Source organism: Streptococcus varani, from assembly GCF_001375655.1.
GTDB classification, from domain to species: Bacteria; Bacillota; Bacilli; order Lactobacillales; family Streptococcaceae; genus Streptococcus; species Streptococcus varani.
In genome coordinates this window covers 392,514-418,164 of sequence record NZ_CTEN01000004.1, presented here as the reverse complement: position 1 = coordinate 418,164, position 25,651 = coordinate 392,514, and the positions used below count along the sequence as shown (strand labels likewise).

Here is a 25,651-nt window from a genome sequence, read left to right as displayed (position 1 = left end):
ATGGAATTACACTTACAAAATAAAGATTTAAAAGCGCTTATCAATGTCCTTGAGACTATCACGGTAAGGAACATGCCAGCCAACCGAGGTAGAGCCAAGTTGCTTATGCATGCGACTAAAAAGTTCGAGGAGTATGGGCAAGATGAGCTTGATATTATTAAGAAGTTCGCAGAGACAGACGCAGATGGGGAACTCCTTGTCAATGCATCAGGACACTTTGTTCCCAAAACCGATGCGGATATGACACTTGTTAACACTTTAGTAACAGAGTTATCCGCAGAACCAGTTGTGTTTAGTGCTGGGGAGTATGAGAAGCGCTATGAGGATTTCTTGACTTATTTATCCAGCTGCGAAGATAACTTTGACGCAGAAGCTGTGATGGTGATTGATACCATCCTAGACCAATTTGAAGGAGCCAGTAAATGACATTAGTAGTTAAAAAAACGACACGCTTAGTTGGGGAATTAACCGTTGATGGCACTGTTGTAAAGACCATCACTGTTGAGTTAGATGACAAAGCTATGCCTACCGTAACGGAATGGACCAATGATGAAGCGCTCTATGCGGCTCACCGCAAAGAGATGCGCAAACAGAAAAAAGAATTTGATGATAAGCGTTTTGCCCTTGAGGATGCCATCCTAGCAGAGCTAGAAGAAAGCGAAGATTGAGGTAGACTATGACGGTTGAACAAGCTGAAAGAATAGCTCAATCTCAATTTGTGTGGGCTATTCTCTTTATCTTGCTTTTTATGATTGTGGTTGGATACCTAGTGCGAACGTCTGATAAGCGTGAGAAAAAGCTAATGGATTTCCAGGATCAATCAAAAGCAGAATCCAACAAACGTGAAGAGTGGCTAAAGGGACACTTAGATAAAAATACAGAACAGTTACAGGACATTTCTCAGACCATTGGTGTGGTCCAAAAGGAGATGTCTTATATGAGCGACCGCATTGGTCGTCTAGAAAAACAGGAGACTTAAAACATGATTAATTGGACAGTAAGAGTTAAAAACAAAGCTTTTTGGACTGCGATTATCCCGGCAGTTTTATTAGTGACGCAAGCGGTAGCGAATGTGTTTGGTTACACGCTTGATTTAGGGGATTTAGGCAATAAGTTACTTGTGGTTGTCAATAGTGTCTTTGCAGTGCTCGTTATTACAGGCATTGTCACAGATCCAACGACTAACGGTGTATCAGATAGTGAACAAGCATTGAATTACACTGAACCTAAATAAGTCTAGCAATATGAAGAACATAGGAAAGGTATTTCTTGTGATGGTACTGGTAGTTTTGTCAGTACCTTTTCTTTTTCTTTTATTTTTTTTAGACCCATTTTTTGAACTATTTTACAAGGAGGAAGACAAATGACAATCAATACTGAGCAAGCTATTGCATGGATGTCAGCACAAGCTGGAAAAGTGACCTATTCAATGAACTACCGTGATGGCCCTACCAGCTATGACTGTTCCAGCTCAGTCTATTATGCTCTCAGGTCAGCTGGCGCTAGTTCGGCTGGGTGGGCGGTCAATACTGAGTATATGCACGACTGGTTGATTCAAAACGGCTATGAGCTTATTGCTGAGAACGTGGACTGGGAAGCAAAACGAAACGATATTGCTATTTGGGGAGAAAGAGGATACTCAAGTGGAGCTGGGGGTCATGTTGTAATGTTCATAGATGCAGACAATATTATTCACTGTAACTGGGCACGCAACGGCATTACAATTGATAACTACAATGCCACGGCTGCTGCAAGTGGCTGGATGTATTGCTACGTTTACCGATTGGCTAATCAATCCTCTACCTCAACAGCTGGAAAAAGCCTTGATACCTTGGTTAAAGAAACCTTGGCAGGTGTTTACGGTAACGGAGATACCCGCAAGGCAGCTCTTGGCAATCAATATGAGGCTGTCATGGCAGTCATCAATGGCAAGGCTACGGCTAATCAAAAGACTGTTGACCAACTGGCTCAGGAGGTAATTGCTGGCAAACATGGCAACGGTGAAGCTCGTAAGAAGTCACTTGGTAGTCAATATGAGGCTGTCCAAAAACGTGTCACTGAATTGCTTCAAAAACAGTCCTCTGAGCCGTCTAAGAGTTCAGAGGTAAAACAGTCCACGGAAACCAAAACAAGCCAAACTGAGCCAGCTGAGAAAGCCACAGTAAGCAAAGAAGAGGGTGACCTCTCTTTCAATGGGGCTATCTTAAAAAAAGCGGTTCTGGATAAGATTCTGGCCAACTGTAAAAAGCATGACATCCTTCCAAGCTATGCTTTGACCATTTTACACTATGAAGGTCTTTGGGGCACTTCAGCAGTTGGGAAGGCTGATACTAACTGGGGCGGCATGACCTGGACAGGTCAAGGCAACCGTCCAAGCGGTGTCACTGTCACACAAGGTTCCGCACGTCCTTCAAATGAGGGCGGTCACTATATGCACTATGCCACAGTTGACGACTTTCTGACAGATTGGTTCTATCTGCTAAGAGCTGGTGGCTCTTACAAAGTATCGGGAGCTAAGACCTTCAGTGAGGCTGTCAAGGGCATGTTCAAAGTCGGTGGTGCTGTCTATGATTATGCTACAAGCGGTTTTGATAGCTATATTGTCGGAGCTTCAAGCCGTTTGAAAGCCATTGAGGCTGAAAATGGCTCACTAGCTAAGTTTGATGTTGCTACCGTCGATAATGTCGGTAGCACAGATAAGATTGAGGTCAATATTGAGGGGATTGAAATTTCAATCAATGGCGTAACCTATGAACTGACTAAAAAGCCAGTTTAGTTTAGAAATACGATAAGACAAAATAAGCCCTCAGCAATCGCTGGGGGCTTTTTTTCTGTTATAATGGACTTTAGTTTTTTAGACTATTATAGTATTCAGTTATTTTGATAACCTTATCAAAAGACATGCCACCAATATCAGTCCGCCCCTTGACATAGTTTGCCAAAGTTTGCTCTGAGATTCCTGTGACCTGTGCTATTTGATAACGTGAGTGGCTTTGGATGAAATTCATCATTTCTGCCTCAGACAATACTTCAATCATAGATACTCCTTATTTGAAAACCAACCAGAGTATCAATGCAATAAGCAATGACCACACCAAGAAGGCTTTCCAGTCAAAATCATGTTTGTTTACTTTGTATTTTACTTTCATAGCATTTTTTGATAATATTTAAGTACACCCCCGAAGGGGTGGATAGTGATTTCTCACTATCCAATTTCGAAGTGCCATTCAAGTGTTAGGATGATAAGGTTAAGTTTGACGACCACCTTATTGTTCTTTATCTTGATTGGCTTTTTTAAGTACCTAAACATTTTTTACTCCTTTCTGTTAGTTTCCTTGTCTAAGGTAACCTCCCCTTACCTTATGTCTATATTATACTATTATTTTTAATAGTAGTCGAGCGATTTGATAAAGTTTTTTTGATTTTTTTGAAAAAAAGAGACCTTGTCCAGAAGGTCGGTGAATTGGAGGGGACAGCCCTCACAAACGTTGATTTAATAAGGTTTCAAATTACCTTTTTCTAAATCTCCTGAAAGCACCTGTTTCAAAGCGAAGCGGGTGTTTTCTTTTGTGCCAACTATTTACTTTATCTAAATAATTGAAGAAGATGAAATGTGGATGTAGCACAGAAACTAAAGTATGACCGGACTTAAGCAAGTTGAATCCAATGCAATGAACCATCTGTTTTTCAACGAAGATAAGCTATTTCTGAAACTAATTTATCCCCAGCAAAGATAGGCTTGACTCTTAGACCTAGCCTTTTATGGAAAAGTGAAACAGGATAGCCTAGCAGCAATAGAAATAGTATTTTACGGGTATTTGTGTTAGAATAAACTGATTATTGAATTGGGAGAGATTTGTGGCGGTTGAACAATATATGCCGGATTTTGCGGTGGAAAGAGCTTATGATGTGACCCTTGCTTCTTTGCAAAAAGAAAAAATCAAGGCGGTTTTTGTAGATTTGGACAATACCCTCATTGCCTGGAACAATCCAGACGGGACACCAGAAATGCGCCAATGGTTGCATGATTTACAGGATGCGGGCATTCGAGTAGTTGTGGTGTCCAATAATAAGTATGATCGTGTCAAAAGAGCTGTTGAAAAATTTGGCATTGATTTTGAATCACGTTCTATGAAGCCATTTACTTTAGGAATTGATCGGGCACTGAAACGTTTTAATATCAAAAAAAATGAAGTCATTATGATTGGTGATCAGCTCATGACTGACATCCGTGCGGCTCACCGTGCGGGTATTCGTTCTGTTCTGGTCAAACCCATGATTCAGTCTGACTCTTGGGAAACTCAATTTAATCGTTGGCGGGAACGTCGTATGATGAAAAAAATAGTGGCCAAATATGGACCTATTGACTATAAAAAGGAAATCTAATGGAAGAATTATTTTGTATCGGCTGTGGTGCGGCTATCCAAACTACAGATAAAGAAGAGGTCGGGTATACACCTCAATCAGCCTTAGATAAGGGGTTGGAGACTGGTCAGGTTTATTGCCAGCGTTGTTTCAGGCTACGTCATTACAATGAAATTTCAGATGTCAACATTTCAGATGATGATTTCATCAAACTCTTGCATGAAGTGGGGGAAAGTGATGCCTTAGTTGTCAATGTAATTGATATTTTTGATTTCAATGGCTCTGTCATCCCAGGGCTCTCTCGTTTTGTTTCTGGGAATGACGTCCTCATGGTAGGCAATAAAAAGGATATTTTGCCAAAATCTGTTAAAGATAGCAAGGTCACCCAGTGGCTTACTGAGCGAGCACATGAAGTGGGACTACGACCTGTCGATGTGGTTTTGACGTCTGCTCAAAACAAACAGGCCATCAAGGACTTGATCGATAAGATTGAAAGCTATCGCAAGGGTAGAAATGTTTATGTAGTAGGTGTCACCAACGTAGGGAAATCCACTCTTATCAATGCCATTATCCAGGAAATTACAGGTGATAAGGATGTCATCACAACCTCCCGTTTCCCTGGCACAACTCTGGATAAGATTGAGATTCCGTTGGATGATGGCTCTTATATGTTTGATACACCGGGGATTATTCATCGCCATCAGATGGCGCATTATCTGACGGCTAAAAACCTCAAGTATATCAGTCCTAAGAAAGAAATCAAGCCTAAAACTTACCAGCTCAACCCAGAACAAACCCTTTTCTTGGCTGGATTGGGACGCTTCGACTTCATGGAAGGAGAGCGTCAAGGCTTCACAGCTTTCTTTGAAAATACCTTGGATCTGCACCGAACAAAATTAGCTGGAGCAGATGACTTTTACCAAAAACATGCCGGAAGTCTCTTGGTACCACCATCCAGCAAGGAAATGGCTGATTTTCCAGAGTTAGTCCGACATGAATTTATGATCAAGGAAAAGACAGACGTAGTCTTCTCGGGCCTCGGTTGGATTCGCGTCAATGAAAAAGCTAAAATTGCTGCATGGGCACCCAAGGGGGTGGATGTGGTGCTTCGCAAAGCCATCATTTAAGGCTAATTTCTAGCTATTCGTTGTCAGCTCGACTAGATGAACTTCGGTTGTACACTGACGTCCGTCAGTTCTTATTTACAAGCTTCGAAGGTTCCCCAAACCTTCGAAGCTATCCGCGTCTTCGTTTCCTAGACTAGCTAAAAATTATCGCTTAAATAACTTTTAACGTTGGATTTTTCAGTTTTATCATCATCGGGTCGCCTTGCCTACCACTAGGTATGTCTGCGGCTCGCTGCCTCGTAATAGAAGCAAACTAAAATCCTTGTCAATTAAAACGAACAATCTAAATTTCAAAGAAAGGAAGTTCAGATCAGTTAAAATGCTGATTTGAACAGGGGCTCAGAGTAGTGTGAAAAAACAGGCTTCCTAGAAAATCAGGATTTTCTGTCAGTCTCTTTTTTCACTTTATCCTTGACGCCCTTTGTACAATAAACTATGCTAACATCAAAACAACGTGCTTTTTTGAATAGCCAGGCTCATTCACTCAAGCCAATCATTCAAATTGGAAAAAACGGTCTCAATGACCAAATCAAAACATCTGTTCGCCAGGCCTTGGATGCGCGTGAGCTCATCAAGGTCACTCTCTTGCAAAATACAGATGAAGACATCCATGAAGTTGCTGAAATCTTGGAAGAAGAAATCGGTGTGGATACGGTCCAAAAAATCGGTCGTATCCTCATTCTCTACAAAGTTTCTGCCAAAAAAGAAAACCGTAAATTATCTGTCAAAGTCAAAGCAATATAGAAACAAATAAAAAATAGTCTTTTGAGGACTATTTTTTATTTACTGATGAGAAGAGGATAGAGGTAAGAAAGGATTGTAAAGCTTATCAGGGCGTAAAAGACACCGATGCGGATGGCTTGAATGGGTTTGTAGAGACGGATTAGAGTCAGCAAGCACCAGACCAGCAGTACGAGAATAAACCAAGCTGATAGCAAGCGCAGCGGCGTTGGTCCGTAAAGAAAAATATAAATGCCAAAGAGTTTCCAAGCAGCAAGGAGAGCGAGGAGACTAGCAAAGATGAAGAGGAGAGTCGTTACTAAGCGCGTTCCTTTTTGGTTCCACGGTGCTTCTTTAGAAAGCAAGTAGAAAGCTCCTAGGACAGCAAAGTTGAGAAGGGATACCTGAACCAGCTGCCAAAATCCTGAAACCGCAACATTGGAAGCATCTTGTGCTGAAATACGACTAACAGCTGTTCCACTAGAGACAAGAGTGTTCAGTTCAGACAAACCTGTCAGGAAAAAAAGAGTATAGATAATACAGAGGCTACCGATGATGATATAGACTGTGTAACTTGGGAAGACTCGAAATGGCTGGATTTTCTTTTGGAAAAGCTGGTAAGTGAAAGAGTGAGATTTTTTTGCTAAGAGGCTCCCAATCACCAGTCCATATAGATAAAGGCTAATCGGGATAGCGAGTATGGAATAAATATAGATTTGTTCCAAGTTGATAGTGCTATAAAAATAAGTAGAAAGGTTTTGTAGAAAGACTCCGAAACTAGAAGTTAAAGAGGCAAATTTTTCTGAAACTTGCCTCAATTGTGACCAAACAAAGAGGACCAAAAGACCAGCTGTCGCTAGAGAAATGGAAATAAAAAGGAGATGTTTAGTCTTTCTTGAGTTAGTTAAATTTTGCTTCTCCTGATTTTTTGAAGAATCTTTTTGAAATAAAACTTGAAGTCCTGAAAGAAAGTGTCTAAAAGGAAGAATGAAGAAGGCGCTGATGCCATCAAACCAAATTAAGATACCTAGTCTACCTTGGCTAAGCCAACCCGTACGAGATAGGATATAAAAACCAAAGGAAAGATGTAGGACTAGAAATTGGAAAAATTCTAACTGAAGATGGAAACCCCAGATACTTAATGCCAAAGATTGAGATAAAGTCAGACCCAGAAAGATACGTGATTCTAATCGATTGCCACCAGTTTTTTCCAATTCTTTAAAAGGTGACTGTAGTTTTTGAGCTAAAAATTCTGGAAGCGCTAAGAGACTGAGAGCTACCGGGAAAAAATAGACTGTTTGTCCATCAAAAAATGCAAGGACATAAAAATAAGCAGTAATGAAAAAGAGGATAGTGGAGAGTTTAAAGCAGTGCAATTGAGAGCTTTTTAAGTTACTAAAGACACTTGAATTTTCAGGTAGAAAATCAAGTGACAGGGGAGATTCTTGGTTATCTTGTGATGTCATTTCCATATTATTCTTTCTCACTTTCATCTGGAATGTATTCTAGGATATCTCCTGGTTGGCAACCCAATTCACGACAAAGAGCGTTGAGGGTCGAAAAACGGATAGCTTTAGCCTTATTATTTTTTAGGATAGAAAGATTGGCAGGTGTTAAATCAATTAATTCTGCTAGACGGCCGGCACTGATGCGTTTTTGGGCCATGACAAGGTCTAAATTTATTTGAATCATATACCCCTCCTTAAATGGTGTAGTCGACTTGCTCTTGCAATTCAATAGCTTTGCCAAAAGCATTGCGAATGACACGGATAATCAAGGTCAAGAGACTGCAAGAAACAGCAATCAGCAGCATGGGAAGGTAGGCCGTTAAACCAAGAAAAAGAGAAATCAAAGCGACAAGTCCCACTTCCCAGCCCAGATAGCGGAGGTATTGCACGTTTTGAGCGATGAAGACCTGACCTTCTCCGATACGAGTGAGAAGCTGGTAGAGATGGATGATGCATGCTAGTGCCAGACAGCCAAGTAGATAACCGCTTCCTAGCAAAATCCCAAAGCGAAGAGTTCCTTCAAAGAATGGAGAAGGGAATTCAACGACTTGTGTAACAATCCAAGAACCAATACCCATAAGAGCCATGGAAGTTAGAAATAGGATAATCAGGCTAATCTTTGTTAATTTAATGCTTATATCTTCTCTTGTTGTGTTTTGATTCTTTGTCATAAGGATCTCCATTAATTTTTAAAATTCTTAAGAGTAAGATAACATATTATTTATTGATAATCAATAAAAAACTATCAAAAATCGATAAAAATTTATCGAAAAATAATAGAAACTTATTTTCCTCGCTCGTTTTTTTAACAAATCGAACTTCTTCACGCCAAACGCATGAAGAAAATTTCGTTTTCAGAAATCGAAAAACATAATGACAAAATCAATCAAAGTAGTACACTAGATATAGAGGTGACTAGTATGATTGATTTTATTGTTTCTATTGATGCGCATAGTGATGAATTAGATGGACGTCAGTGCTGGAAAATTCGTTACCCCTTATCCACTATCCTATTTCTAGTCTTCGTCTGCCAACTGGCTGGTATTGAAAGCTGGAAGGAGATGGAAGATTTTATTGAAATGAATGAGGGACTTTTAGGAGACTATGTGGATTTAAGTGTTGGCTGTCCATCTCATGACACCCTAGAGCGAGTTATGAGTATGGTTAATCCACAATTTTTGAGCGACCTAAAAGTTGAGTTTGAACAATCTGCCGATTGTTTATCCGTAGAGTGATTAATAGCTATTGATGGTAAAACCATGCGAGGAAACGGCAATAAGCACCAACAGCCTAATCACATCGTAACGGCTTATGATGGCTCTCATCAGATTAGTATAGGGCAGGTTTGCGTTGATGAAAAGAGTAATGAAATCACAGCGATTCCCCGCCTTCTAAGGATGATTGATATTCGAAAAGGGATTGTCACGATTGATGCTATGGGGACTCAGACAGAAATTGTAGATGAGATTATCAAAGGTAAGGGGAACTACTGCCTTGCGGTCAAAGGGAATCAGGGGACTTTATTTGAGGACATCTCCCTCTATTTTAGTGATGTCCAATTGCTTGAAAGACTGATGAAGAAGAGGCAACACTACCAAACGGTGGAGAAAGCTCGGAGTCAAATTGAAATTCGAGAATACTGGGTCTCTTACGATGTCAAATGGTTGTCAGACAGGCATCCTCATTGGCAGAAACTGAGTGGTATTGGTATGACTAAGAATACTATTGACAGGGATGGTGTGCTGACAGAGGAAGTTCGTTACTTTATTATCAGTTTTAAAAAGGATGTTGAAACATTTGCCTCTTGTGTAAGAGGACATTGGTCAGTAGAAAGCATGCACTGGTTACTAGATGTTGTTTACCGAGAAGACCACAACCAGACCTTAGACAAGCGAGCAGCCTTCAATCTAAACGCCATTCGAAAATTGTGTCTTTATTTCTTGAAGGTTATTCAATTTCCTAAGAAGGACCTGAGTTATCGTAGAAAACAACGCTATATTTCTGTCCATTTGAATGATTATTTACCACAGTTATTTGGAAAGTAGGGACCAATTAATGATCAAACGAACTTTCTACCTTTTAAAAATCGTTTCTAGGCACAAAAAGGCTAAGGGAAACTTTTCATGCGTACGGCGTGGAACTTCTTTGGGAAGTCTTTCTCTTTCCCTCTATTTATGCTATAATGAAGTTTGACATTATACGAGGAGAAGCCTATGGCCATTGAACTCTTAACCCCCTTTACCAAGGTGGAATTAGAACCCTTAGCAGAAAAAACGGATCGCAAGCAGGTTGGGATTTTAGGTGGAAATTTCAATCCTGTTCACAATGCCCATCTGATTGTGGCGGATCAGGTTCGCCAACAGCTTAATTTGGATGAAGTCTTACTGATGCCCGAATTCCTACCGCCACATGTGGATAAGAAGGAAACCATCGATGAATTTCACCGCCTCAATATGCTCAAGATGGCCATCGCAGGCATTGATGGACTAGGCATTGAGACCATCGAGTTGGAACGCCGTGGCATCAGTTATACCTATGATACTATGAAGCTTTTGATTGAGAAAAATCCAGATACGGATTACTTCTTCATCATCGGGGCCGACATGGTCGATTACCTGCCAAAGTGGTACAAGATTGATGAGTTGGTGCAGATGGTCCAGTTTGTCGGCGTGCAACGACCACGCTACAAGGCAGGAACTTCTTACCCTATCATCTGGGTGGATGTCCCTCTCATGGATATCTCCTCCAGCATGGTTCGCGACTTCATCAAACAAGGTCGCACGCCAAACTTCCTCCTCCCCCACGAGGTCCTAGACTACATCGAGGAAAAAGGACTCTACCTATGAACTACCGCGACTACCTAGACTTTTCTCGTGAAGAACTCTTGGAAAAAGTGGCGTCTTCCATGTCTGAAAAACGATTCCGCCACGTCTTGCGAGTGGAGCGAGCCGCACTGGAACTAGCTGAGCGCTATGACTGCGACGCCACCAAGGCTAGCCTAGCTGCTCTCCTGCACGATGTTGCCAAAGAAGTAGAGGATGCAGTCTTTCTAAGACTCATTGACCAAGAAAAGCTAGACCCAGATCTAAAAAAATGGGGCAACAACATCTGGCATGGGGTGGTTGGTGCCTACCTGATTTCGTCAGAGTTCGGACTCCAGGACCAAGAAATTTTGCAGGCCATTCAACGCCACACCGTAGGAAGTGCAGACATGACCGTGTTGGATGAAGTTCTCTACGTGGCTGATTATATCGAGCCTGGTCGAGATTTTCCCGGTGTTGACAAAGCAAGAAGTATAGCCAAAGAATCGCTAGACAAGGCAGTAGCCTTTGAAACTGCCCAAACCGTAGCTCACTTGGCCAAGAAAGCTATTCCCATCTACCCACAGACCATTGAAACTTATAATGCTTATGTGGGGTATTTGAAAAACTAGAGATAGCTTGTTAGAAACCAATCCCAAGTGGAAACATTAGAAAGAAGATGAAGAGGATAAAATGAAAGAACTTGAATTAGTAGAATTAGCCGTAAAGGCTGCTGATGATAAACGTGCGGAGGATATTGTCGTCCTTGATTTGGCTGGTCTGACTAGCCTGACAGACTACTTTGTTATTTTGAATGCAGGAAATGTCCGTCAGTTGGATGCCATCGCTGATAGCATCCGTGAAAAAGTAGCAGAAAGCGGACAAAGAGTGGCTCATTTGGAAGGTGATGCCAATAGTGGCTGGATCTTGATTGACTTAGGTGGTGTCATCGTCCACGCCTTTTCTGAAGAAGAACGCCACCATTACAACCTAGAAAAACTCTGGCACGAAGCGCCGCTTGTGGATGTTTCTGCTTACCTAGCCTAAACAGACAGTCGTGAGACTGTTTTCTTTATGAGAGACAGAAAAAATGATTAAAAACTATGAGAAATTTGCATCGGTTTATGATGCCATCATGGATGACTTGCTCTATGATAAGTGGACGGATTTTTCCCTTCACCATTTGCCCAAAAAGAAAGATGCCAAACTCTTGGAGCTGGCCTGTGGTACGGGTATTCAGTCTATCCGATTTAAGCAGGCTGGCTTTGATGTGACAGGCCTTGATTTGAGTCAAGATATGCTGGATATAGCAACCAAACGGGCCAAGTCAGCCAATCTGTCTATTCCCTTTGTTCAAGGAAATATGCTGGATTTGTCATCAATCGGGACTTTTGATTATGTGACCTGTTATTCCGATTCTATCTGTTACATGCAGGATGAGGTCGAAGTAGGAGATGTTTTCAAACAGGTCTATGACCACCTCAATGAGGGCGGCGTTTTCATCTTTGATGCCCACTCGACTTATCAGATTGATGAAGTTTTTCCGGGCTACTCGCACCATGAAAATGCGGAAGATTTCGCCATGGTTTGGGACTCTTTTGAGGACGAAGCGCCTCACTCCATTGTCCACGAACTAACCTTTTTTATTCAAGATGAAGATGGACGCTTCACTCGATATGATGAAGTTCACGAAGAACGCACTTACGAAATCCTGACCTACGATATTTTGTTGGAACAAGCCGGCTTCAAAAACTTCAAAGTCTATTCCGATTTTGAAGATAAAGAGCCAGGGGAAGAAAGCAAACGATGGTTCTTTGTGTGTGAGAAGTAAGAGCCTAACTAGACTTCACCAGGAGGGTAAAATGTCAATTTTAGGAAAACCGAAATACACTTTTGAAGATTGCTTGGAATTCAAAAACCAGTACATGCCAGAAGCCAAAAGAGGCCAGGTCCAGATTGTTGATGCATGGGGGACTTTTGGACAGACAAACCAGCCCTCTTACGACATTTACGTCCCAGAAGAAAACTGCCTATACAAACATATAGTAGAAGAAGCATGCAGACTTGTTGAAGGTAATGACAAGCATAGAAAAATAAGATAAAATAGAAGAAAAATGAAATGGAGTTAATATAATGAATTCTTCCTTCCTTCCTTCCTTCCTTATTAGCTGACATTTGTCAAGTCTTTTTTGCTATAAATTTAGAAATTCCTGGTAATTTTTTGCCAGGTTTTTTGCGTATTTTCAGCTTTGAATTCGGAGGTGAAAATCATGGCTAAGTTAGATATTGTTTCTATTGAAGATAAGACTAGACAATTAGTGGAAAAATTAGAACAATCTAGTTTTTTCTATGAGTTTCTATCCCTCTATGATTTTCCAAAATCGACTTTGACTAGACTTCGTAAGGACAGTGGTCAAGAAATAAAAAACAAGGTCTTATTTGAAGTTGTTTTAAAAGGTCAATCTACAGTTGCGAAAGTAGTTGATTTAGAAATGACTTTGGCAAATAAGAAGTCAAAACCTCGGTTTATTATTGTTACAGATTTTGATCATTTTTCAGCTAAAGATTTGCAGACAACTGATACTTTACATATTTCACTTTCTGAACTGCCAGTTTATGTTGACTTTTTCTTACCATGGAACGGCATAGAGAAGGTTGACTATGCTAAGGAAAATCCAGCTGATATCAAGGCTGCTGAGCGTTTTACGCGACTCTATGATGAACTACGCCAGATTAATCAGTTCGAAGACCAAACGACTCAAGAAAAAGAATTCAATCTCTTTTTAATTCGGATACTTTTCCTTCTTTTCGCAGAAGATACTGAAATTATGCCAAAAGGGATTTTGACAAATACCATTAAAACACGTTCTGCCGTTGATGGTTCAGACTTGAATACTCTCTTTAATCGTATTTTTGCTAGCTTGGATATTGCAAATCGTGCCAGCCAAGAGAGATGGCTACAAGACTTTCCTTATGTCAATGGGAAACTCTTCACTCAAGCACATACAGCACTAGTTTTTGACCAAAAGACAAGAAAACTGATTATTGAAGCTGGTGAGTTGCTGAATTGGGACGAAATCAATCCAGATATTTTGGGATCTATGATCCAAACAGTAGCCAACAAAGAACAACGCTCTTCGTCTGGGATGCACTATACCAGTGTAGAAAACATTATGAAGTTGATCAAGCCTATCTTTTTAGATGGTCTTGAATCGGAATATCAAGATCTCATTAATAAAATCAATGAGAATGAGGATAAAGAAATCACGGACCGTACCCGGCGTGACAATAGGGCAAGCTACCTACAACAATTGGAAGACTTGCATAATCGCTTGGCAAAAATCAAATTTTTTGACCCAGCATGTGGGTCAGGTAATTTTCTAATTATTACCTATAAAGAGATTCGTCGTCTAGAAATTAAAATGCTCAAAAGTATGCGTGAGTTAAGACAAGACGGAACAATCGATTTCTTTGAAAGGTCTAAAATTAGTCTTAATCATTTCTATGGAATCGAGTTGGATGATTTTGCTCATGAGGTAGCTAGACTATCACTTTGGATTGCTGAATATCAGATGAATCTGGAAGCTCAAAAAGAAATCAATCTCCAATCAGCCTTTCTGCCTTTGCGAGATGCGGGAAATATTATTCAAGGAAACGCCTTGCACCTTGACTGGAATCAAGTATTACCACATAGCAAGGAAGATGAGATATACCTGATAGGAAATCCTCCTTATATTGGTGCCAAACTACAAAATACTGAGCAGAAAGAAGATTTGAAATTAACTATCGGTGAGAAACTCAAGTATAAGAAAATGGACTATATTGCCGGTTGGTTCTACAAGGGAGTTAATTTCATAAACACTGCTAATAGTAAATTAGCTTTTGTAACCACTAATTCAATTTTCCAAGGGGAACAAGTTGCTTTTGTTTGGCAACCTCTGCTAGGTAAAATGACAATTGATTTTGCTTACACATCATTTAAGTGGGGAAATTCTGCTGCAAACAATGCGGGTGTTACCGTAGCCATCGTAGGACTTTCAAATCCAAACAATTCTAAATCAGAGAAATATATTTTTGATGAAAATCTTCATCGGTCAGTTGTGAACCATATCAATCCCTATCTGGCAAGTGAGGAGGATATTATTGTAGAGAGTGTTAATACTCCATTGAATAATCTTCCGAAAATGGTTTTTGGCAGTATGCCTCGTGATGGTGGGTATTTGATTATTCCAACACTTGAAGAGAGAAATAAAATCATTGAAAATAATCCAGAGCTTGAAAAATCCATAAAGAAATACATTGGTAGTGAGGAGTTTATTAAGGACAAACCACGCTATGTCTTTTGGCTAGGAGAAGAGGAGTACCGTCAGGTTAGAGAGTATCCAGAAATCAAAAAGCGGATAGAAGCAGTTAAAGCAAATCGACTTTCCAGTCCGGCATCTTCGACGCAAGAAGCTGCAAAGACACCTTATGCCTTTGTCCAAAAAGGTGAGTGGGTAGACGCCTACTCTACTTTCAAATCTTCTGGTCAGGAAGAATTTTTACAACTCTTAGTACCGGCAGTTTCTTCTGAAAGTCGAGAATATGTTCCTATGGGATTTGTAGGAGAGGATACAATTGTATCTAATCGATGCTACGTTGTTTATAACTCTCCGATTTGGTTGCTTGGTTTACTTCAATCAAAACTGCACATGGTTTGGTTGGCGGCAATAGGGGGGAAATTGGAAACACGTTACTCATATTCTTCAGGCGTTGTTTACAACACATTCCCAGTTCCAGACCTTTCTACCAAGCGAAAAAATAGGATTGAAGAGGCAGTTTTTGACATCTTGGATTTGCGAGAAGAGTTGGGTGGTACTCTAGCAGAGCTTTATCATCGTGATACCATGCCAGATAGTCTAAGAGAAGCTCACAGAAAATTAGATGAGTTGGTGGAACGTGCTTACAAGGAAACGCCATTTACATCTGATGAGGAACGACTGAGTCACCTCTTGAAACGCTATAAGGAGATGACAAGATGAAGAGTTTAGATAACGCAACTTTATCATTTATTTCTGGCAAGGTAGCAGAGGTATTTTCTGGTTCGGATATTTCAAGTCTTGCGGGTGAATATTGTGTTATTTCAGGGATTTCAGGTGGTTATCGACCACAAGGAAGGTATGAATCTAAGCAAAATTTTGTTCAACGTATTTTTGCTAACTTAGAGGATTCCTATCAAGTGGGGCTTATTCAGTATTTTGTAAATCAATCTCCGAGTCTTCAATCTGACATGACAGTTCAGCAATTATTAGCAAGACTATCACAAGAGTTTGATATTCTACCAAAAACATTGCAAGAGCAGGAACGTACCAAAGAGATAGAGGTTTTACTTGGTTCCTATCCAGGGTCTCTGGATTTATGGAATAGAGTGATGGCTTGCAGACAAAGCCACCAATACAGAGAATGTCTAGATAATGCTAGATTATGTCTGGAATTATTGCTCAAGAATATTCTTTCAAATAATAAATCCATCGAAAATCAGAAGACAGAATTTTGTACTTGGCTAGGGACAAAGTCCGTACCAAATGAAGTCGTTAATATGATTTGGAAAAGTATTGATGACTATGCTAGAATTCAAAATCAACATGCTAAACATGCTTTGTCAGAGAAACTTTTACCTATTGAAGTTGACTTTATTCTTGATGAAACCTATACCATCATCAAATACTTGACGAATAAATCAAAGGAGCTACCACATGAGTAAAATTTTTGAAATTTCCTATGGGCAAAAGCAAACTTCTGTTAATACGAATGAACTGGGGATGAGGGATATGCAAGCTAGAGTATATGCTACAAGAAAAGCTCAGCATCTCTTGGTTAAGGCTCCGCCTGCTTCTGGAAAGTCTAGAGCTCTCATGTTTGTAGCCTTGGATAAGCTGAAGAATCAAGGGCTGAAGAAAGCTATTATTGCCGTTCCAGAAAAATCAATTGGGAAGTCATTTCGCTCAACAAATTTATCAGAGTTTGGCTACTATTGGAATTGGACTGTTAAGGATGAGAATAACTTGACGACTTCTGGCACTGCAAAAAGTAAAGTTCAGACCTTTATTGATTTTATGAAATCGGAAGATCCGACTGATGATGTCCTCATTGCCACTCATGCTACCCTGCGTTTTGCCTCAGAGCAGTTGGATGCCAGCGACTTTGATGATTGTCTTCTTGCCATTGATGAGTTTCATCATGTATCGCAAGATGATAATTCTGTACTTGGTGCCGCTTTGCGAGATGTTTTAAAACATTCTACTGCCCATGTCTTTGCGATGACAGGTTCTTATTTCCGTGGAGATTCTGTACCAATCTTAGATACTGCTGATGAACAGCTCTTCGAACGTGTAACCTATACCTATTATGAACAACTGGAGGGCTATCGCTATCTTAAATCCTTTGCAATGAAGTACAAATTTTATCAAGGAAATTATACAGAAGCTTTAGAGCATGTGTTGCCAGAATTTATAGATAAGAAAACCATTATTCATATCCCAAATGTTAATTCAGGTGAATCAACAAAAGATAAATATGGTGAAGTAGATAAAATCTTAGATGCCATGGGAACCTATCTTGAAAAAGATGAACATGGTATTATCTACCTCAAAACAGCGACTGGGCGCATCCTAAAAATTGCTGATTTAGTAACAGAGGATGGACGAGATAGTGTTGCAACTTATCTATCCAAGATGGATAAGGTTGAAGATTTAGACATGATTATTGCTCTTGGTATGGCAAAGGAAGGGTTTGACTGGCCTTTTGCAGAATATTCCTTGACGATTGGCTATCGTTCCAGTTTGACAGAAATTGTTCAGATTATCGGGCGAGTTACGAGGGATAGTTTTAATAAAACTGAGGCAGTTTTTACAAACTTAATTGCAGAGCCTGATGCTGAAAGTGATGAAGTTCAATTTTCCGTTAATAATATCATGAAAGCTATCACAGCTAGTCTTCTTATGGAGAACGTTCTCTCACCATCATTTAAGTTTAAAAGTAAAGACAGGGATGACCAAAAGGCTAACGGTGCAGATATTTTTATCAAGGGGCTCAAAAAACCTTCCACGGAACGTACCAAACAAATCATTGAGCAAGATATGATAGAACTTAAAGCCTCTATTCTCCAGGATGAAGTCGTACAATCGGCTATTTCTGCAGGAGCAGATAGCAAAGTGATCAATAAACAATTGATTCCTCGTGTTATCACTACTATCTATCCAGATTTAAGTCAGGAAGAAGTTGAGGAAGTTCGTCAACACACCCTGGCTGATTTTAATCTGTCAAATGCAAAACGAGATCCAGAGAATAATCAATTACTAAAAATGGCAGATAAGTTTGTAAACATTGATGATCTTTCCATTGATCTAATTGATAAAGTCAATCCCTTCCAAGCAGCTTATGAAGTCATTTCTCGAGATGTTGACACTAGAACCTTGCAATTGATTGCTCGAGTTTTTGATGCAAGAAAGTTTGAATTTACAAATGATGAACTGCGAATGCTCTATCCTAAAATAAAAGAATTCCAAGCAGAACATGGTAGAGCTCCCAAGAAAGATGCCAAAGATTTGGAGGAACAACGTCTTTATTACGCATTAGCAAGGCTAGATGAATTGAGACGGGAGAGAAATAAATGATTGAAAACTTTGCTACCTTAGAAGATATTTTTGCAGACAGCCTATTTGATGGTTTAGTGGAGAGCATTCGCCCCAAAGAGGTTAAGAAATTAGATCCAGATATCGAAAGATTTCAAGAAATCATCGAATGGATTGAACAAAATGGTGAAGAACCAAGACAATCACGTGTTATGAAAGAACGAAAACTTTATTCTCGGCTGAAGGGACTCCGAGCAAATTCTGAAACTTGGGATAAGTATAGAGCCTATGACAAATTTAACTTGTTAGGAGGGGTCAGTCATGAATGATGAGTTAGAAGATATTTTATCTGATGATAGTTTGTTTGAGGACTTTTCTTTAGATGATAGCCTATTTAACACTAGCAGATACCAGAGAACGGTTAGTGTAAAGACAAAATCTCATCAAAGAAAGTCTATGGGAAGTCACTTTGATAGATATAGGAATCTTTTTATCCAAGTAAGGGATGACATTACCAATGGAAATCGTCAGATTCGTAAAATATCAGATGTAGAAATCAGTCAAAATAGCCCTATCAAACAAGATAACTTCTACATTGACAACGGAGTTTTACTTTATGTGGATAGAATTTACAATCCTGAAACAGGTCAAGAAGTTTCTGAAAGTACAGACCGTAAGTATAAAGTTCACACAGTCTATGAAAATGGCACGGAAAATCATATCTGGCTCTTAAGTCTGGTATCTTCACTCTATGATAAAAAACGAAATGGTCGCTTAGTGACGGAACGGATTGAAAATATAGATATTATGGGAGAAAAACGGATAACGACAGGCTATATTTATGTTCTTAAATATGCTGGGACGGATGAGCGATTTTTGAAAATGGATAATCTCTACAAGATTGGATACGCGAAAAATATAAAGCAACGGCTGTCGAATACAGTGAACGAGTCAACCTATCTTTACGCACCAGTTCGCTTGATTACTAGCTTTGAAATCCAAAATTTAGAGGCCAGAAAGGTTGAACTATACCTTCACCATGCTTTAGAAAATCATCGCGTAATGCTTTCCCTCACATCACCAAGTGGACGAGAAATCACGATCAATGAATGGTTCGCTGTCCGTATGGATGAAGTGACAGAATTAGTGCAGAAGTTGGTGTTTGATTTGCAAGCTGGTATGTAGTGATGATTTATCTCCCAGTGACCCCAAAAGAGTGATAAATCAGAATGAGATTACAGTAAAAACCGTAATTTGGAGCCAGTAAAGGTTTAGAATTGCGGTCTTATTGTATATTTTTATAGGGAAACCATCAAATAATACTCTTTGAAAAACAACATTAAATTTTGTTAAACTTCTTGCTTATCACCAGATATGGCTGTGTCGCTTTGCCGCATCTATTTTTGATTTTCTTTGAGTATAAATAAACAATGCTACCAAGTTGTTTTTCCCCTGCTCTCAAGCATGGTATAATAGTATAGAATAGAAGAAAATATGTGGGAGCTTAACATGACAATCACGGGCATCATTGCTGAATTTAATCCCTTTCACAATGGGCACAAGTATCTGCTGGACCAGATTGAGGGCCTGAAAATTGTGGCTATATCTGGCAATTTTGTCCAGCGGGGGGAACCTGCCATTATTGATAAATGGACACGGGCTCAGATGGCTCTGGAAAGCGGAGCTGATTTAGTAGTCGAGTTACCTTTTTTAGTGGCGGTCCAGTCGGCCGATTATTTTGCCCAAGGAGCAGTAGATATCCTGGCCAAACTCGGGATTGAAGAGCTATCCTTTGGCACAGAAGAAGTGCTGGATTACCAGCGTTTAGCAGACATTTATGGAGAAAAATCTCTTCAAATGACGGCCTATTTGGCGGAATTGCCAGAGGACTTGACCTATCCCCAGAAGACCCAAGCTATGTGGGAGAAATTTACTGGGATCCAGTTCTCGGGTGCTACGCCTAACCATATTCTGGGATTGGCCTACGCAAAGGCCTGCTCTGGAAAAAAGATCAAACTCAAGTCCATCAAACGTCAGGGTGCTGGTTATCATTCGGATTGTAAGTCAGAGAATGTCGCTTCGGCAACGGCAATTCGAACTCATATCACAGATACCAATTTTGTGGAAAAATCTATGCCACAGGCTGGATTACTGATGTCTTCTCCGCAAGTTTCCTGGGATGATTATTTTGGATTGCTAAAGTACCAAATCCTAACCAATCAAAATTTGACAAGCATCTTTCAGGTCAATGATGAAATCGCAAGCCGTCTCAAAGAAGCAATCAAATCTGCCCAGTCAGTCGATGAGTTAGTGGAAAAAGTAGCCACCAAACGCTACACCAAGGCGCGTGTTCGCCGCATATTGACTTACATTTTAGTACAGGCAGTGGAAAAACCATTACCAGAAAGTATACATGTTCTTGGATTTAGTAAAAAGGGGCAAGAATATCTCAGAACTATTAAAAAATCAGTGGATATTGTCAGCCGCATTGGAGCTGAACCATGGGATAGCTTGACCCAACAAGCAGACACGGTTTATCAACTTGGAAATAGCCAGATGAAAGAACAGACATGGGGCAAGATCCCTGTAAGGCTGGATTAGTATTTGTAGATTTTTGACATCCCTTTCAATATTTTCTACAATAGATATAGAAAAAGAAGTTGAGCGCCAACTCAACTCCCCCCTAGGGAAACGTCTTTAGTTTTTGGGTTTCCCCCACAAACGGTCTCCCAGACTGTTTGAGCCTTCGGAACTCCGACGTGAGGAGGTCGAAACGATATTTTTCGACTGATAAGCTAGTGCAGTGAGTAGCTAAGTGTCATAGCAGTTGGCGTCATGACCTACCTCATTGCTATAAGTCACAAAAATAATAGAGAAATAGAATTTTTATTCGCAAACATTAAAAATATGGTAAAATAAGGCCATAGATAGGAGGACATGGTTATGATGAGTAACTTTCACTATCGTTACCGCAAGAGTGCTTTTTTGTGGCGCTTCATTTTTGGCTTGGTTTATGTTGGTTTTATTCTTTTTTGGATGCGAATGGCTTGGTCAATGATGGGCAATTTTTCTCACATAGGCAATGAAACATCTACTGGTATTTTCACTCCAATGAGGGGGATGTTTACCATCATTCCATTGATACTGCTTGCTGTGGGACTCTATATTGCTTTTACTTCCCTTTTTAAGGTTTTGTCAACCAGTGCAGTTATTGCTGGTGATGATCAGGGGTTGACAATCAAAGGTACTTGGTTTAAGAAATATCATTTTGCTTGGTCAGATTTGGAATATGTCAGATATGAACAACAGACGCGTTTCTATCAAAATACCAACAATATGGCAACTGGTTCCTACTTACAGGAGTATCTCATGGTCAAACCAAAAGTTGGTCGGACTGTCTCTGTCAATATTTCTCAGCTAGACGGTTCGGTAGATGATATTCTTTCAGATATCCGCCGAATAGCTCCAATTCTTGAAATTAAAGGATTTTCACAATAGAACCTCACAAGAGGTTTTTTCTTTTTTAAAACAAACCCCTTGACTCTAACGTAACGTTATAGTGTATACTAAATTTGAGATGAAGTCATACTAGTGAACAGTCATCTCAAGAGAGGAAAATCATGCGCACTATAAAAGAAATGAGTCGATTGTCAGGGCTGAGTGTTCGAACACTTCATTATTATGATGAGATTGGCTTGCTCAAGCCGACGCTAGTAGGGGAAAATGGCTACCGCTTCTATGATGATGAAGTTTTACCCAGATTACAAGAGATATTGCTTTTTCGTGAGCTGGAATTTCCACTCAAGGACATTCAAAAAATACTAGAGGCTTCGCATTATAAGCGCTATGCTGCGTTAGGAGATCAAATCAAACTCTTAGAAATCAAGAAAGCGCGCTTGGAAGAGGTGATTATCCATGCCAAGTCTTTAAAAGAAGGAGGAAAAACGATGTCACATTTTACTGCTTATGACGAATCGGAAGTGAAGACATTCCAGAAGGAAGTTAAGGAACGCTGGGGAAACACGGCTGCTTATCAATCTTATGAACAGAAGTCATCAGATGTGGATGCTGAACTTGTCTCCCAAGAAATGCATCAACTTATGACAGATTTTGGTCTATTGAAAGATTTACCAGTGGACGACCAAGTTGTGCAGGTTCAGGTCAAAAAATTACAAGATTACATCACAGATCATTTCTATCCATGTACGAATGAGATTTTAGCTGGTCTTGGTCAAATGTACGTGGAAGATGAACGATTCAAGAAGAATATTGATAGTTCGGGCGGTCAAGGAACTGCAAGCTTTATTAGCTCTGCTATTTCTCATTATTGCAAATAAGAAAAGAGTCTGGGACAAAAAATTTCATTTAAGAAATTCTGGATCTACAAATTCTATAAATTAGCATAATAAACTAAAAAGCTAACAAGACTAGTTTTCTGTAACCCAGAATCCCATCTTGTTCGCTTTTTCTATATGAGGTTCGTCTTTTGTTCCAATCTCTTTACTTTATTCTGTAATCTTTTCTCCCAAATAGTCTGCGATGGTAGCGACGTCTTTATCCCCACGGCCAGACAGGTTGATGATAATGATTTGTTTCTTGTCCATGCCTGGAGCCTGCTTGATAGCCTGGGCAATGGCGTGGGAGCTTTCAATGGCTGGGATGATACCTTCCTTTTTAGATAGGAGAAGGAGGGCTTGGACAGCCTCATCGTCGGTGGCTGCCACATAGGTTACTCGGCCAGAGTCTTTGAGAAAGGCATGCTCTGGACCAACACCTGGGTAGTCCAGCCCGGCTGAAATAGAGTAAACGGGTGATACGCTACCATCTTCTTCAAATAGAGAAATGGTTTTCATGCCGTCAATAATGCCAACGGTCCCCTTGGTCATGGTAGCAGCATGTTTGTTTGTATTGATCCCGTGGCCAGCAGCTTCAACGCCAATTAGTTGAACTTCCTTATCGTTAACATATTGCGAGAAGGCTCCGATAGCATTAGAACCGCCGCCGACACAGGCGATAACGGTATCTGGCAGTAGGCCTTCTTTTTTAAGGATTTGCCTGCGAGACTCCACACTGATGATTTTTTGGAACTCATGAACAATGGTTGGATAAGGATGTGGACCGACAGCCGAACCCAGTACATAGAAAGCATCTAAATCACTCATCCATGCAGCAAAGGCAGCGTCAACAGCTTCCTTAAGAGTAGCTGTTCCTTCCGTTACAGAGTGAACACGGGCCCCCATCATTTCCATGCGGAAGACATTGAGGTGTTGGCGTTTGACATCTTCAGCGCCCATGTAAACATCACATTCCATGCCAAATTTGGCAGCGGCAGCAGCAGTCGCTACACCGTGTTGACCCGCTCCAGTTTCTGCGATGACACGGGTTTTACCCATACGTTTGGCTAAAAGGATTTGTCCCAAGACATTGTTAAGTTTATGAGAATCCAGGTGATTGAGGTCCTCGCGTTTGAGATAAATTTTCGCTCCACCAAGATGCTTGGTTAAGCTCTCAGCGTAGTAGAGTGGGGTTTCTCGTCCAGAATAGTCATGAAGGTAAAAATTCAATTCCTTCAAAAAATCAGGATCATTGCGATACTGTTCAAATGTTGATTCCAATTCATCCAGCAAAGCTTGAATATCTTCTGGTACAAAACTTCCACCAAATTGGCCGAAATAACCTTTTTATTTGAAAAAAACAGTAAAAAGCGCAAAAAATCACTTCCTATGCTATACTGTAATTGAAATTTTTTAAGTTTTGGTGTTAGAACTGTTGCCTCAGTCCTAACGCCTTTTCTTTTTGATAAGGTTGATGGGTTAAGAGTAGTTTGTATATGGTTCTAAGGATTTTATGTGCACAGGCAATAACAGCTTTCATCTTGCTTCCTCTTTGGGAAATTCTATTGTATAAGGATGAAAATGCTGGGTCTTTGGAGTGTGCCGCAATGAGTCCAGACATGGTCAAGGCCTGTTTGATATAGCGATTTCCTTGTGTGATATGCGAGGATTTTTTAATCCCAGCACTTTCATAGGAACCAGGACAAAGTCCCGCCCAAGAAGCTAAGTGTCCATCTGTTTCAAAACTATCTACGTTTGGTCCAATTTCAGCTAAAACAGTGGCTGCACAGGCTTCACTCACACCAGGAATGGTTTGGAGTAATCGATTTTCTTCAGGGAAACTCCTTTGCGATGTAAGTCTGTATTTCGCTGGTCAATTTATCCATAAGTTCTTGATACATCCGATATTCTTCCAAACTCTGATTCAATAACAGCTTTCATCTTGCTTCCTCTTTGGGAAATTCTATTGTATAAGGATGAAAATGCTGGGTCTTTGGAGTGTGCCGCAATGAGTCCAGACATGGTCAAGGCCTGTTTGATATAGCGATTTCCTTGTGTGATATGCGAGGATTTTTTAATCCCAGCACTTTCATAGGAACCAGGACAAAGTCCCGCCCAAGAAGCTAAGTGTCCATCTGTTTCAAAACTATCTACGTTTGGTCCAATTTCAGCTAAAACAGTGGCTGCACAGGCTTCACTCACACCAGGAATGGTTTGGAGTAATCGATTTTCTTCAGGGAAACTCCTTTGCGATGTAAGTCTGTATTTCGCTGGTCAATTTATCCATAAGTTCTTGATACATCCGATATTCTTCCAAACTCTGATTCAATAGAAAACGATCTTCCAGTGATAACTTCCCATTCATGGCCTCAACTAGTTCCTCAGGACTCGCTTTAACATGCTTGTGAAGGCAAGCTGATACACTATCACAGTCAATGACTTCCCCGTTAATAAAGAGTGTTAGAAGGGATTGGCCTGTCTTGGAGAAGATATCAGAAAGATAGCTGGTTAGTTTAATGTTGGCACGCTGTAAGAGATTATGAATTTCGTTTTTGACTTGTGTTTGACGCTGTTTATAAGAACGTAGCCGACGAGTGAGTAAACGCAATTGCATGACCTCGGGACTGGGAATATAAGATAGCGAAATGAGACCACACCGACCCAGTTGAGCGATCCACTCTGCATCTTTCACATCCGTTTTTCGACCAGGAACATTTTTGATGTGTTGTGGATTAGCTAGAACAAGGACTAAATCGGAATCAGAGAAAATATTAAAAAGAGGGAGCCAATATTGGCCAGTAGACTCAAAGAAGACATGGGTCACACGGTTTTCCTCTAGCCAGGCTAGAGCATTTTGAAGGGCGACTGTCGTTGTCCCGAATTTCTTCTGAATTTTCTTAGGTTTGTTGGTATCTAGTGGACCATCTAGGATACAACAAACAATGGATTTTTGGTGGACATCAATACCGCAGCAGGTTTCAATCATGACTTCCATACGAAAAGCCTCCTATTCTAATCTTGAACAATGGAATAAGAGGCTTCTTGTAATTTTATTTTCACGCTCCAGGCGTATTCGAGTTATCTCATGACTCTTATTCATCCAGTTTTCTGTACAGGCTAGGCAAAGCCCTATTAAAGACCACGGATTTGTATTGTTCATCTCTATTATATGTCGAAAATCTT

At 40.2% G+C, this 25,651-nt stretch carries 26 protein-coding genes and 4 pseudogenes; 22 read left to right on the top strand and 8 right to left on the bottom strand.

What is annotated here, in order from left to right; all coding sequences use genetic code 11:
- The 5 genes from BN1356_RS10725 (at window position 1) to BN1356_RS10705 (ending at window position 2,776) form a co-directional block, all read left to right on the top strand.
- On the top strand, window positions 1-426 hold the full coding sequence (locus tag BN1356_RS10725; RefSeq protein ID WP_093651371.1) for a DUF1617 family protein: 426 nt from the start codon (window positions 1-3) through the stop codon (window positions 424-426).
- The gene (locus BN1356_RS10720) at window positions 423-668 is read left to right on the top strand and encodes a hypothetical protein (RefSeq protein WP_093651370.1); all 246 of its coding nucleotides are present in this window, start codon (window positions 423-425) and stop codon (window positions 666-668) included. The genes BN1356_RS10725 and BN1356_RS10720 overlap by 4 nt, the downstream gene beginning before the upstream one ends.
- 8 nt (window positions 669-676) lie before the next feature.
- The gene (locus BN1356_RS10715) at window positions 677-979 is read left to right on the top strand and encodes a hypothetical protein (RefSeq protein WP_093651369.1); all 303 of its coding nucleotides are present in this window, start codon (window positions 677-679) and stop codon (window positions 977-979) included.
- 3 nt (window positions 980-982) lie between these two features.
- The gene (locus BN1356_RS10710; protein WP_093651368.1) at window positions 983-1,234 is read left to right on the top strand and encodes a phage holin; all 252 of its coding nucleotides are present in this window, start codon (window positions 983-985) and stop codon (window positions 1,232-1,234) included.
- Between the two features lie 129 nt (window positions 1,235-1,363).
- Window positions 1,364-2,776 carry a peptidoglycan amidohydrolase family protein gene (locus tag BN1356_RS10705; RefSeq protein WP_093651367.1) on the top strand — a complete coding sequence of 471 codons (1,413 nt, stop codon included), beginning with the start codon at window positions 1,364-1,366 and terminating at the stop codon, window positions 2,774-2,776.
- A gap of 70 nt (window positions 2,777-2,846) precedes the next feature.
- Here the strand turns inward: BN1356_RS10705 and BN1356_RS10700 are convergent, their stop codons facing one another.
- Entirely contained in the window at window positions 2,847-3,038 is a 192-nt protein-coding gene (locus tag BN1356_RS10700) for a helix-turn-helix domain-containing protein (protein ID WP_093651366.1), read from the bottom strand.
- An 820-nt stretch (window positions 3,039-3,858) separates the two neighbouring features.
- Here BN1356_RS10700 and BN1356_RS10690 point away from each other — a divergent pair.
- The 3 genes from BN1356_RS10690 (at window position 3,859) to yhbY (ending at window position 6,236) form a co-directional block, all read left to right on the top strand.
- On the top strand, window positions 3,859-4,386 hold the full coding sequence (locus BN1356_RS10690; RefSeq protein ID WP_093651365.1) for a YqeG family HAD IIIA-type phosphatase: 528 nt from the start codon (window positions 3,859-3,861) through the stop codon (window positions 4,384-4,386).
- A complete protein-coding gene (gene yqeH / locus BN1356_RS10685; RefSeq protein ID WP_093651364.1) occupies window positions 4,386-5,492 on the top strand; it encodes a ribosome biogenesis GTPase YqeH in 1,107 nt (368 codons plus the stop codon). Before BN1356_RS10690 ends, yqeH begins: the two co-directional genes overlap by 1 nt.
- A gap of 435 nt (window positions 5,493-5,927) precedes the next feature.
- Window positions 5,928-6,236: a ribosome assembly RNA-binding protein YhbY gene (gene yhbY / locus BN1356_RS10680; protein WP_093651363.1), complete on the top strand. Its 309-nt coding sequence runs from the start codon at window positions 5,928-5,930 to the stop codon at window positions 6,234-6,236.
- A gap of 35 nt (window positions 6,237-6,271) precedes the next feature.
- Here the strand turns inward: yhbY and BN1356_RS10675 are convergent, their stop codons facing one another.
- The 3 genes from BN1356_RS10675 to BN1356_RS10665 are packed head-to-tail and all read right to left on the bottom strand — an operon-like array spanning window position 6,272 to window position 8,391.
- The gene (locus tag BN1356_RS10675; RefSeq protein ID WP_093651362.1) at window positions 6,272-7,684 is read right to left on the bottom strand and encodes a DUF4153 domain-containing protein; all 1,413 of its coding nucleotides are present in this window, start codon (window positions 7,682-7,684) and stop codon (window positions 6,272-6,274) included.
- 1 nt (window position 7,685) lies between these two features.
- Window positions 7,686-7,904: a helix-turn-helix domain-containing protein gene (locus BN1356_RS10670; protein ID WP_093651361.1), complete on the bottom strand. Its 219-nt coding sequence runs from the start codon at window positions 7,902-7,904 to the stop codon at window positions 7,686-7,688.
- 10 nt (window positions 7,905-7,914) lie between these two features.
- The gene (locus tag BN1356_RS10665; RefSeq protein ID WP_093651360.1) at window positions 7,915-8,391 is read right to left on the bottom strand and encodes a DUF2975 domain-containing protein; all 477 of its coding nucleotides are present in this window, start codon (window positions 8,389-8,391) and stop codon (window positions 7,915-7,917) included.
- Between the two features lie 249 nt (window positions 8,392-8,640).
- Here BN1356_RS10665 and BN1356_RS10660 point away from each other — a divergent pair.
- The 14 genes and pseudogenes from BN1356_RS10660 to BN1356_RS10595 all read left to right on the top strand — a co-directional run bounded on the left by BN1356_RS10660 (window position 8,641) and on the right by BN1356_RS10595 (window position 22,471).
- Window positions 8,641-9,765, top strand: a pseudogene (locus tag BN1356_RS10660) (ISAs1 family transposase).
- A 168-nt stretch (window positions 9,766-9,933) separates the two neighbouring features.
- Entirely contained in the window at window positions 9,934-10,566 is a 633-nt protein-coding gene (locus BN1356_RS10655; RefSeq protein WP_093651359.1) for a nicotinate-nucleotide adenylyltransferase, read from the top strand.
- Window positions 10,563-11,153, top strand: a complete 591-nt coding sequence (gene yqeK / locus BN1356_RS10650; RefSeq protein ID WP_093651358.1) for a bis(5'-nucleosyl)-tetraphosphatase (symmetrical) YqeK — start codon at window positions 10,563-10,565, stop codon at window positions 11,151-11,153. The genes BN1356_RS10655 and yqeK overlap by 4 nt, the downstream gene beginning before the upstream one ends.
- Before the next feature lie 61 nt (window positions 11,154-11,214).
- Window positions 11,215-11,568, top strand: coding sequence for a ribosome silencing factor (rsfS, locus tag BN1356_RS10645; RefSeq protein ID WP_093651357.1), 354 nt, complete (start codon window positions 11,215-11,217; stop codon window positions 11,566-11,568).
- Window positions 11,569-11,611: 43 nt separating this feature from the next.
- The gene (locus BN1356_RS10640; RefSeq protein ID WP_176694268.1) at window positions 11,612-12,352 is read left to right on the top strand and encodes a class I SAM-dependent DNA methyltransferase; all 741 of its coding nucleotides are present in this window, start codon (window positions 11,612-11,614) and stop codon (window positions 12,350-12,352) included.
- A 31-nt stretch (window positions 12,353-12,383) separates the two neighbouring features.
- Window positions 12,384-12,623 (top strand): hypothetical protein, encoded by a 240-nt coding sequence (locus tag BN1356_RS10635; RefSeq protein ID WP_093651356.1) that lies wholly within the window; start codon window positions 12,384-12,386, stop codon window positions 12,621-12,623.
- 168 nt (window positions 12,624-12,791) lie between these two features.
- Entirely contained in the window at window positions 12,792-15,542 is a 2,751-nt protein-coding gene (locus BN1356_RS10630; protein ID WP_093651355.1) for a DNA methyltransferase, read from the top strand.
- Window positions 15,539-16,264 (top strand): hypothetical protein, encoded by a 726-nt coding sequence (locus tag BN1356_RS10625; protein ID WP_093651354.1) that lies wholly within the window; start codon window positions 15,539-15,541, stop codon window positions 16,262-16,264. The genes BN1356_RS10630 and BN1356_RS10625 overlap by 4 nt, the downstream gene beginning before the upstream one ends.
- A complete protein-coding gene (locus BN1356_RS10620; RefSeq protein WP_093651353.1) occupies window positions 16,257-18,176 on the top strand; it encodes a DEAD/DEAH box helicase in 1,920 nt (639 codons plus the stop codon). Before BN1356_RS10625 ends, BN1356_RS10620 begins: the two co-directional genes overlap by 8 nt.
- On the top strand, window positions 18,173-18,463 hold the full coding sequence (locus BN1356_RS10615; protein ID WP_093651352.1) for a hypothetical protein: 291 nt from the start codon (window positions 18,173-18,175) through the stop codon (window positions 18,461-18,463). The genes BN1356_RS10620 and BN1356_RS10615 overlap by 4 nt, the downstream gene beginning before the upstream one ends.
- Window positions 18,456-19,319 carry a GIY-YIG nuclease family protein gene (locus BN1356_RS10610; protein WP_093651351.1) on the top strand — a complete coding sequence of 288 codons (864 nt, stop codon included), beginning with the start codon at window positions 18,456-18,458 and terminating at the stop codon, window positions 19,317-19,319. Before BN1356_RS10615 ends, BN1356_RS10610 begins: the two co-directional genes overlap by 8 nt.
- A gap of 324 nt (window positions 19,320-19,643) precedes the next feature.
- On the top strand, window positions 19,644-20,735 hold the full coding sequence (locus BN1356_RS10605; protein WP_093651409.1) for a nucleotidyltransferase: 1,092 nt from the start codon (window positions 19,644-19,646) through the stop codon (window positions 20,733-20,735).
- A 342-nt stretch (window positions 20,736-21,077) separates the two neighbouring features.
- A complete protein-coding gene (locus BN1356_RS10600; protein ID WP_093651350.1) occupies window positions 21,078-21,632 on the top strand; it encodes a hypothetical protein in 555 nt (184 codons plus the stop codon).
- Between the two features lie 122 nt (window positions 21,633-21,754).
- Window positions 21,755-22,471 carry a MerR family transcriptional regulator gene (locus BN1356_RS10595; protein WP_093651349.1) on the top strand — a complete coding sequence of 239 codons (717 nt, stop codon included), beginning with the start codon at window positions 21,755-21,757 and terminating at the stop codon, window positions 22,469-22,471.
- 168 nt (window positions 22,472-22,639) lie between these two features.
- Here the strand turns inward: BN1356_RS10595 and trpB are convergent.
- The 4 genes and pseudogenes from trpB to BN1356_RS10575 form a co-directional block, all read right to left on the bottom strand.
- Window positions 22,640-23,815 (bottom strand): annotated as a pseudogene (gene trpB, locus BN1356_RS10590) (tryptophan synthase subunit beta); the annotation flags it as partial.
- A gap of 79 nt (window positions 23,816-23,894) precedes the next feature.
- Window positions 23,895-24,281: pseudogene (locus BN1356_RS10585) on the bottom strand (transposase); the annotation flags it as partial.
- A 65-nt stretch (window positions 24,282-24,346) separates the two neighbouring features.
- Window positions 24,347-24,682 (bottom strand): annotated as a pseudogene (locus tag BN1356_RS10580) (transposase); the annotation flags it as partial.
- A gap of 19 nt (window positions 24,683-24,701) precedes the next feature.
- Window positions 24,702-25,463 (bottom strand): IS110 family RNA-guided transposase, encoded by a 762-nt coding sequence (locus BN1356_RS10575; protein ID WP_093649747.1) that lies wholly within the window; start codon window positions 25,461-25,463, stop codon window positions 24,702-24,704.
- Window positions 25,464-25,651 lie beyond the last annotated feature (188 nt).

Bases quoted from the DNA above. Each gene is read 5' to 3' on its own strand.
- BN1356_RS10725 (WP_093651371.1), top strand. From the start codon at position 1: ATGGAATTACACTTACAAAATAAAGATTTAAAAGCGCTTATCAATGTC.
- BN1356_RS10720 (WP_093651370.1), top strand. From the start codon at position 423: ATGACATTAGTAGTTAAAAAAACGACACGCTTAGTTGGGGAATTAACC.
- BN1356_RS10715 (WP_093651369.1), top strand. From the start codon at position 677: ATGACGGTTGAACAAGCTGAAAGAATAGCTCAATCTCAATTTGTGTGG.
- BN1356_RS10710 (WP_093651368.1), top strand. From the start codon at position 983: ATGATTAATTGGACAGTAAGAGTTAAAAACAAAGCTTTTTGGACTGCG.
- BN1356_RS10705 (WP_093651367.1), top strand. From the start codon at position 1,364: ATGACAATCAATACTGAGCAAGCTATTGCATGGATGTCAGCACAAGCT.
- BN1356_RS10700 (WP_093651366.1), bottom strand. From the start codon at position 3,038: ATGATTGAAGTATTGTCTGAGGCAGAAATGATGAATTTCATCCAAAGC.
- yqeH (WP_093651364.1), top strand. From the start codon at position 4,386: ATGGAAGAATTATTTTGTATCGGCTGTGGTGCGGCTATCCAAACTACA.
- yhbY (WP_093651363.1), top strand. From the start codon at position 5,928: ATGCTAACATCAAAACAACGTGCTTTTTTGAATAGCCAGGCTCATTCA.
- BN1356_RS10675 (WP_093651362.1), bottom strand. From the start codon at position 7,684: ATGGAAATGACATCACAAGATAACCAAGAATCTCCCCTGTCACTTGAT.
- BN1356_RS10670 (WP_093651361.1), bottom strand. From the start codon at position 7,904: ATGATTCAAATAAATTTAGACCTTGTCATGGCCCAAAAACGCATCAGT.
- BN1356_RS10665 (WP_093651360.1), bottom strand. From the start codon at position 8,391: ATGACAAAGAATCAAAACACAACAAGAGAAGATATAAGCATTAAATTA.
- BN1356_RS10655 (WP_093651359.1), top strand. From the start codon at position 9,934: ATGGCCATTGAACTCTTAACCCCCTTTACCAAGGTGGAATTAGAACCC.
- yqeK (WP_093651358.1), top strand. From the start codon at position 10,563: ATGAACTACCGCGACTACCTAGACTTTTCTCGTGAAGAACTCTTGGAA.
- rsfS (WP_093651357.1), top strand. From the start codon at position 11,215: ATGAAAGAACTTGAATTAGTAGAATTAGCCGTAAAGGCTGCTGATGAT.
- BN1356_RS10640 (WP_176694268.1), top strand. From the start codon at position 11,612: ATGATTAAAAACTATGAGAAATTTGCATCGGTTTATGATGCCATCATG.
- BN1356_RS10635 (WP_093651356.1), top strand. From the start codon at position 12,384: ATGTCAATTTTAGGAAAACCGAAATACACTTTTGAAGATTGCTTGGAA.
- BN1356_RS10630 (WP_093651355.1), top strand. From the start codon at position 12,792: ATGGCTAAGTTAGATATTGTTTCTATTGAAGATAAGACTAGACAATTA.
- BN1356_RS10625 (WP_093651354.1), top strand. From the start codon at position 15,539: ATGAAGAGTTTAGATAACGCAACTTTATCATTTATTTCTGGCAAGGTA.
- BN1356_RS10620 (WP_093651353.1), top strand. From the start codon at position 16,257: ATGAGTAAAATTTTTGAAATTTCCTATGGGCAAAAGCAAACTTCTGTT.
- BN1356_RS10615 (WP_093651352.1), top strand. From the start codon at position 18,173: ATGATTGAAAACTTTGCTACCTTAGAAGATATTTTTGCAGACAGCCTA.
- BN1356_RS10610 (WP_093651351.1), top strand. From the start codon at position 18,456: ATGAATGATGAGTTAGAAGATATTTTATCTGATGATAGTTTGTTTGAG.
- BN1356_RS10605 (WP_093651409.1), top strand. From the start codon at position 19,644: ATGACAATCACGGGCATCATTGCTGAATTTAATCCCTTTCACAATGGG.
- BN1356_RS10600 (WP_093651350.1), top strand. From the start codon at position 21,078: ATGATGAGTAACTTTCACTATCGTTACCGCAAGAGTGCTTTTTTGTGG.
- BN1356_RS10595 (WP_093651349.1), top strand. From the start codon at position 21,755: ATGCGCACTATAAAAGAAATGAGTCGATTGTCAGGGCTGAGTGTTCGA.
- BN1356_RS10575 (WP_093649747.1), bottom strand. From the start codon at position 25,463: ATGGAAGTCATGATTGAAACCTGCTGCGGTATTGATGTCCACCAAAAA.